The organism is Bradyrhizobium sp. RD5-C2 (assembly GCF_019972155.1).
In the GTDB taxonomy this organism is placed as follows: domain Bacteria; phylum Pseudomonadota; class Alphaproteobacteria; order Rhizobiales; family Xanthobacteraceae; genus Bradyrhizobium.
The window spans coordinates 1-7,181 of sequence record NZ_BOVL01000018.1 but is presented as its reverse complement, the minus strand read 5'-3'; the positions used below and the strand labels follow the sequence as shown (position 1 = coordinate 7,181).

4 protein-coding genes are annotated in these 7,181 nt (G+C 65.4%); 3 read left to right on the top strand and 1 reads right to left on the bottom strand.

Annotated features, from left to right (window positions below; translation table 11 throughout):
• Nucleotides 1–124: 124 nt before the first annotated feature.
• Together BraRD5C2_RS20555 and BraRD5C2_RS20550 are read left to right on the top strand one after the other, a co-directional pair.
• The gene (locus tag BraRD5C2_RS20555; protein ID WP_223970790.1) at nt 125–1,594 is read left to right on the top strand and encodes a Y-family DNA polymerase; all 1,470 of its coding nucleotides are present in this window, start codon (nt 125–127) and stop codon (nt 1,592–1,594) included.
• 67 nt (nt 1,595–1,661) lie between these two features.
• Complete coding sequence (locus BraRD5C2_RS20550; protein WP_223970786.1) at nt 1,662–5,177, top strand: error-prone DNA polymerase; 3,516 nt, start codon at nt 1,662–1,664, stop codon at nt 5,175–5,177.
• Between the two features lie 181 nt (nt 5,178–5,358).
• Here the strand turns inward: BraRD5C2_RS20550 and BraRD5C2_RS20545 are convergent, their stop codons facing one another.
• On the bottom strand, nt 5,359–6,129 hold the full coding sequence (locus BraRD5C2_RS20545; protein WP_223970784.1) for an SDR family NAD(P)-dependent oxidoreductase: 771 nt from the start codon (nt 6,127–6,129) through the stop codon (nt 5,359–5,361).
• 221 nt (nt 6,130–6,350) lie between these two features.
• On the opposite strand from BraRD5C2_RS20545, the gene BraRD5C2_RS20540 reads away from it, so the two are divergent.
• On the top strand, nt 6,351–6,887 hold the full coding sequence (locus BraRD5C2_RS20540; protein ID WP_097670605.1) for a GlcG/HbpS family heme-binding protein: 537 nt from the start codon (nt 6,351–6,353) through the stop codon (nt 6,885–6,887).
• The last annotated feature ends 294 nt before the right edge of the window (nt 6,888–7,181 follow it).

The following is a 7,181-nucleotide window of genomic DNA, read 5'->3' as shown; positions in this document are numbered from 1 at the left end:
GGCTAGCCACGAGCACCGCCCGTGGGGCTCACCCCCCTCCCTAACCCTCCCCCACAAGGGGGGAGGGAACCCGTCCGCTCATGCGTCCCTTACGAATGAGGTAAGCAACCTTCTCCCCAGCGTCGTGGTCGCAAAAGACCACAACGCGATCCTGCTGCACGCCATCGATGAGGCGGCGGTGCGGGCCGGGCTGTCGATCGGGCTGCCGCTTGCCAATGCGCGGGCGATCTGCCCGGAGCTCACGGTCTACGACGCCGATCCCGCCGCCGATCTGAAGACGCTGAACGACATCGCCGACTGGTGCGATCGTTTCACGCCGCTGGTCGCGCTCGATCCGCCTTACGGGCTGTTTCTTGACATCACCGGCTGCGCGCATCTGTTCGGCGGCGAGCGCGCGCTGCTGCAGATCGTCATCAATGCGCTGAGCCGGCGCGGCTTTGCCGTCAGCGCCGCAATCGCCGGCACCTCGATCGCGGCGCGCACGCTGACGCGCTATGCCTCGGGGCAGGTCATCGCCGATGGCGCGGAGGCGGAGGCGGTCGGCCCGCTGCCGGTGTCGGCGCTCGGCGCCGATCCTGCCGTGACCACCGGCCTGCGCCGCGCCGGGTTGAAGACCATCGGCGATGTCGCCTCGCGCGCGCCGCATGAGATCTCGGCGCGGTTCGGCGCTGATTTCACCACCTTGCTCGGCCACGCGCTCGGGCGGGGCGATGCCCCGATCAGCCCGCGCAAGCCGCTGCCCGATTACATCGTCGAGAAGCGTTTCCCCGAGCCCATCGCGACCGACACCGTGATCGCGCTGACACTCTCAAGCCTCGCCAAGACGCTGGTTGCGGCGATGGAGAAGCAGGGCAAGGGCGCGCGGCAGCTGGAAGCGAGCTTCTTCCGCACCGACGGCGCGGTGCGCGCGATCATGGTCGAGACCGGGCGTCCGGTGACGAGGCCGGAGATGATCGACCGCCTGTTCCGCGAGCGGCTCGATGCGCTCAACGATCCCCTCGACCCCGGCTTCGGCTTCGATCTCATTCGCCTCGCAGCCGGGCGTACCCAGATCGTGGTGCAGCAGCAGCGCGACCTCGACACCACAGTGCACGACAATGACGAGATCTCGGCGATGATCGACCGCATCGCCGCCCGCATCGGAGGCAAACGCGTCGTCGTGCATCTGCCGCTCGAGAGCCACATCCCCGAACGCGCGGCGCTGGCGCTGCCGGCGCAGCATCATCTGGCCGCGGCGAGCGCCGCCGCCTGGCCGGAGCGTGTCGCCGGCGAGCCGCCGTTGCGACCGCTCAGGCTGTTCGAGCGGCCCGAGCCGATCAAGGTGCCGTTCGCGAGTGTGCCCGATGGTCCGCCGCACCAGTTTACCTGGCGGCGCGCCTTGCATGCGGTGGTGCGGGTCGAGGGCCCCGAGCGCATCGCGATGGAATGGTGGAAGCAGGACGGCGCGGCGTTGACGCGCGATTACTTCCGCGTCGAGGACGCCGAGGGCCAGCGCTTCTGGATCTTTCGCGACGGCCTCTATGAGAACGAGCTGCGCGACGAGGAAGGCAAGCCGGTCCCGGCCAACTGGTATGTGCACGGGCTGTTCGCATGAAACAGAGCGTTTTCAAGCGAAGTGGAGGCCGGTTCGCGTGAAGAAAACGCGTCAAAACGAGAATCTGATGCCCGATTATGCCGAGATCGGCATCACCAGCAATTTCTCCTTCCTGCGCGGCGGCTCCGATCCGCGCGCCTATGTGCATCAGGCGAGCGAACTGAAGATCCCCGTGATCGGGCTTGCCGATCACAACACGCTGGCCGGCGTGGTGCGCGCCTGGAAGGAGCTCGACAGCGACAAGGTCGCCCATCCGCCAAAACTTCTGATCGGCGCCCGCATCGTCTTCATCGACGGCACGCCCGACATCCTGGTCTATCCGCGCGACCGCGCCGCTTACGGCCGGCTGTGCCAGCTGCTCACCCGCGGCAAGCGCGGCGGCGGCATCGAGCGCATCGAGAAGGGCGACTGCCGGCTCACTCTGGCCGACCTCGTCGACTTCGCCGAAGGCCAGTTGCTGGTGCTGGCGCTGCCGCATCGGTTCGAGGCGGCCGATGCGCTCGACGTGCTCGCGCAACTGAAAGCGAGCGCCGCTGATGGCGTCTGGCTTGCCGCAAGCCTGCTCTATCGCGGCGACGACAGGCGCCGTCTCGCGCGGCTGCATGGCCTCGCCGCGGATGCCGGCGTGCCACTGCTCGCCACCAACGAGGTGCTCTACCACCATCCCGCGCGCCGTCCGCTGCAGGACGTGCTGACCTGCATCCGCGAAAAGACCACGATCGAGGCTGTCGGCCGCAGGCTCGAGGCCAATGCCGAGCGGCATCTCAAGCCGGCGCATGAGATGATCAGGCTGTTTCGCGATCTGCCGGACGCGATCGCGGAGACCATGCGCTTTGCGGAGCGCATCTCGTTCTCGCTCGACCAGCTCAAATACCAGTATCCCGACGAGCCGGTGCCGCCGGGCAAGACCGCGCAGCAGCATCTGGAGGATTTGACCTGGGCCGGCGTCGACAAATATTTCGGCGGCGAGATCGACGACAAACTTCGTGCCACCCTGAACAAGGAGCTCGCGCTGATCGCCGAGTTGAAATACGCGCATTACTTCCTCACAGTGCATGACATCGTGCACTATGCGCGCAGCCAGAACATCCTGTGCCAGGGGCGGGGCTCGGCGGCGAATTCTGCGGTCTGTTACGTGCTCGGCGTCACCTCGGTCGATCCGACCAAGGTCGATCTGCTGTTCGAGCGCTTCATCTCCAAGGAACGGCTGGAGCCGCCCGACATCGACGTCGATTTCGAGCATTCGCGGCGCGAGGAGGTGATGCAATATGTCTATCGCCGCTACGGCCGCCACCGCGCCGCCATCATCGCGACCATCATCCATTATCGCCCGCGCAGCGCGATCCGCGACGTCGGCAAGGCGCTCGGGCTGACGGAAGACGTCACCGCGGCGCTCGCCGACACCGTGTGGGGCAGCTGGGGCAAGGGCCTCAACGACATGCAGGTGCGGCAGGCCGGGCTCGATCCAAAAAATGCGATGATCAACCTCGCGGTCGAGCTTGCCACCGAGCTGATCGAGTTTCCGCGCCATCTCTCGCAGCATGTCGGCGGCTATGTGCTGACCCAGGACCGGCTCGACACCTATGTGCCGATCGGCAACGCCGCGATGGACGACCGCACCTTCATCGAATGGGACAAGGACGATGTCGACGCGCTTCATATGATGAAGGTCGACGTACTGGCGCTGGGCATGCTGACCTGCATCCGCAAATGTTTTGACCTGATCGATGACCACAAGGGCAAGCGCTGGGAGCTCGCTTCAGTCCCGCAGGACGAAAAAAAAGTCTACGACATGCTGTGTCGCGGCGAGTCGCTCGGCGTGTTCCAGGTCGAGAGCCGCGCCCAGATGAACATGCTGCCGCGGCTGAAGCCACGCACCTTCTACGATCTCGTCATCGAGGTTGCGATCGTCCGCCCGGGGCCGATCCAGGGCGACATGGTGCATCCTTATCTGAGGCGGCGGAACGGCCAGGAAAAGGTCAGCTATCCATCGCCGGCACCGGACCAGGGCGACAAGGACGAACTCTATAACGTGCTGCACAAGACGCTCGGCGTGCCGTTGTTCCAGGAACAGGCGATGCGGATTGCGATCGAGGCGGCACATTTCACCTCGGAAGAAGCGAACGGCCTGCGCCGTTCGATGGCGACCTTCCGCAACGTCGGCACCATCGGCAGCTATGAAGAGAAGCTGGTCGGCAACATGGTGGCGCGCGGCTACGATCCGGATTTCGCCCGCAGCTGTTTCGATCAGATCAAGGGTTTTGGCTCCTACGGCTTCCCGGAAAGCCATGCCGCGAGCTTTGCCCAGCTCGTCTACATCTCCTCATGGCTGAAGCACCATCATCCCGATGCGTTCTGCTGCGGCCTGCTCAACTCGCAGCCGATGGGCTTCTATGCTCCGGCGCAGATCGTCGGCGACGCCCGCAACAATGGCGTCACGGTGCGCGAGGTCGATGTCTCTTTCAGCTTTGCGCAGAACACGCTGGAGGAGAAGGTCGGCGATCATTGCGCGGTGCGGCTCGGCTTCCGCCAGATCGACGGCTTTCACTGGCTGGATGAGGACGAGGAGCGGTTGAAAGCTCTCCAGTCGTCATTCCCCGATGCGCAATTGCGCATCCGGGGCGCATCTGTGCTCCCTCTGCCGCTTGCGGGGGAGGGCTGGGGTGGGGGTCTCGCCACGAGTCCCACTGAGGAGGGAGCCCCCACCCGGATCGCATCTTCCGATGCGATCCGGCCTCCCCCGCAAGCGGGAGAGGCGAAGCAAGAGAAAGACTGGGCCGACCGCATCGTCGCGGCGCGCAACCGCCGGCCCTTCACCTCGCTCGAGGACTTTGCCCGCGACACCGGCCTGCCGAAGCGCGCGCTGATCCTGCTCGCCGACGCCGATGCGTTCCGCTCGCTCGGGCTCGACCGCCGCGAGGCGCTGTGGGCGGTGCGGCGGCTGCCTGACGACGTGCCGCTGCCGCTGTTCGAGGCCGCCACCGCGCGCGAGCAGCCGGATGAGGGCGCAAAACCGCTGCCGGAGATGCCGCGTCCCGAGCAGGTGGTCGCCGACTATCAGACCATCCGCCTGTCGCTGAAGGGCCATCCGATGGAATTCTTGCGCGAGATGTTCACCAGAGAGCGCGTCGTCGCCTGCCACACCATCAACCGCAGCAATGATCGCCGCCGCGTCAGCTGCGCCGGCGTCGTGCTGGTGCGGCAGCGGCCGGGCAGCGCCAAGGGCGTCGTGTTCATGACGCTGGAGGACGAGACCGGCATCGCCAACATCGTGGTGTGGCCGAAGGTGATGGAGCAGTACCGCAAGGAAGTGATGGGTGCACGCCTGATCCTGGTCGAGGGTTATATCCAGAGCAGCCCCGAGGGCGTGACGCATCTGGTGGCGCAGCGCATGACCGACCGCTCCCACGATCTGATCGGCCTCGCCAACGAATCCCCTCTCAGCAAGCATCCCGTGCCGGCGGGCCCGGCGCTGATCGAGCCGCTCAACGACGACCGTCGCGATCACGGCGACAACTCGCCACAAAGGATCCGCCACCCCCGCAACGTCCGCATCCTGCCGCCGTCACGCGATTTTCATTAGTCATCGCGCGATGACGGTGGCTGTTGAGCCGGCTATCTCCCCAACGTCGTCCTGGCGAAAGCCAGGACCCATAACCACCGAGTTTTGTTGTTGCAGGGATTATGGCCACGGTGTCGCGCCGCACCTGGCGGTTGGGGTAATGGGTCCTGGCTTTCGCCAGGACGACGGCGAAGTGTTCCTCTTAAAAATTCACCCGGTTCGAGATCGCGCCGTCGACGACGAGGTTCGAGCCGGTCGTAAACGAGGAGGCCGGGCTAGCCAGAAACACCGCGGCGTTGGCGATCTCCTGCGGCGTCGCCATGCGGCCGGTCGGGTTGCGGGCCAGCGCGTCCTGATAAATCTTCGGCGTGTTCTGCTCGACCATATTCCAGACGCCGCCCTTGAAATACACGGTGCCCGGCGACACCACGTTGACGCGGATTTTCTTCGCCGCGTATTGCCGCGCCAGTCCCTTCGCCATGTGCACCAGCGCCGCCTTGATCGGGCCGTAGGAGCCGGCGCGATCCGCCTGCGCTGCCGAGATCGACGAGATGATGATGAAGGCCGCATCGCCGGTTGTCTCGCCGCTCGCCTCCAGGAACGGGCGCGCCGCCTCGAACGCGTTCACCGCGCCGAGCACGTCGAGCCGGAAATTCTGCTCCCACGAAGCCGGATCGCCGCCTTGCGCCATCGCGCCCGCATTGGAGAACATCATGTCGATGCTGCCCAATTCGGTTGCGACACCGGCAATCCACGATGTCAGCGCCGCGGCGTCGGTGATATCGACGGCCGCGCCGGTGACGCGCACGCCGGCAGCCTTCAGCTCGGCAATGCTGGACGCTACCTGCTCGGCATTGCGCGCACAGACCGCGACGCCGACGCCTTCACCCGCCAGCGTCGCCGCAATGGCCCGCCCGATGCCGCGCGTGCCGCCGAGCACGATGGCGTTTCGTCCCTTCAAACCCAGATCCATTCGGATGTCCTTTCTGATGCGCGCGGACTGTAGCGACCATCGCGGCATTGCGCGACCTCGATATTCCCTCGCGTCACGCGATTTTCATTGTAGCCAGGCGAATATCGCGGTGCACCCAATCCGATCCCGCCTTGTGCGCCGCGGATCAATTGCTATCGTCCTGCCGCCCGGTAATCGCATTGGGGCGTCTGAAAACAACAATCAAACTGGGAGATAATGACATGCGTTATTTCACTGCGCTCATCGGCGCGGCATGGGTCGTGCTCGCTACCGCCACCGGCGCGCTGGCCCAGGTGCCGCCCAACCCCGACAATCCGAATGACGTCGTCGCCGATGCCCTGACGCCGCCGCCCTACGGCGAACCGATCAATCTGGAAACCGCCAAGAAGGTCGCCGCGGCAGCCGTTGCCGAGACGCAAAAGCGAAACTGGAACGCGTTCTGCATCGCGATCGTCAATCCGAGCGGCGATCTCGTCTATTTCGAGAGGCAGGACAATTGCCAGTATGCCTCGGTCGGGGTCTCGCAGCACAAGGCGCGTACCGCAACCCGCTATCGCCGCCCCACGCTGGTGTTCGAAACCCTGATGGGCAAGGGACCCTACTTCTCCTACCTCGCAACCCTCGACGACGTCGTCGCCTCGCGTGGCGGCAATCTGCTGATGGTCAATGGCAAGATCGTCGGCGCCATCGGTGTCAGCGGCGGCTCCGGCGCGCAGGACAACGTGATCTCGCTCGCCGGCCAGGCCGCGTTGAAGTGAGAGCAGCGACGTGATGCTTCTGCCGGAGTCTCGCTCCGGCAGAAGTCCTTCACGAGGATTGTAGGATGGGTAGAGCGAAGCGAAACCCATCGTCACTGTCGTCCCGGCCTAGTGCGCAATTGCGCACGGCGGCCGGGACCCATAACCACAAATGCCGATTGTTGTGCACCGTTGGAACGACGAGTCCCGCCAACTACAACTGCTGCGGCCTATGGGTCCCTGTGTCTTGGAAGTCTGTCATGATGGGGTGGGCGGGAAGCCGTTGGGTCCTTGGCGCTTGACGCCGTGAGCCGG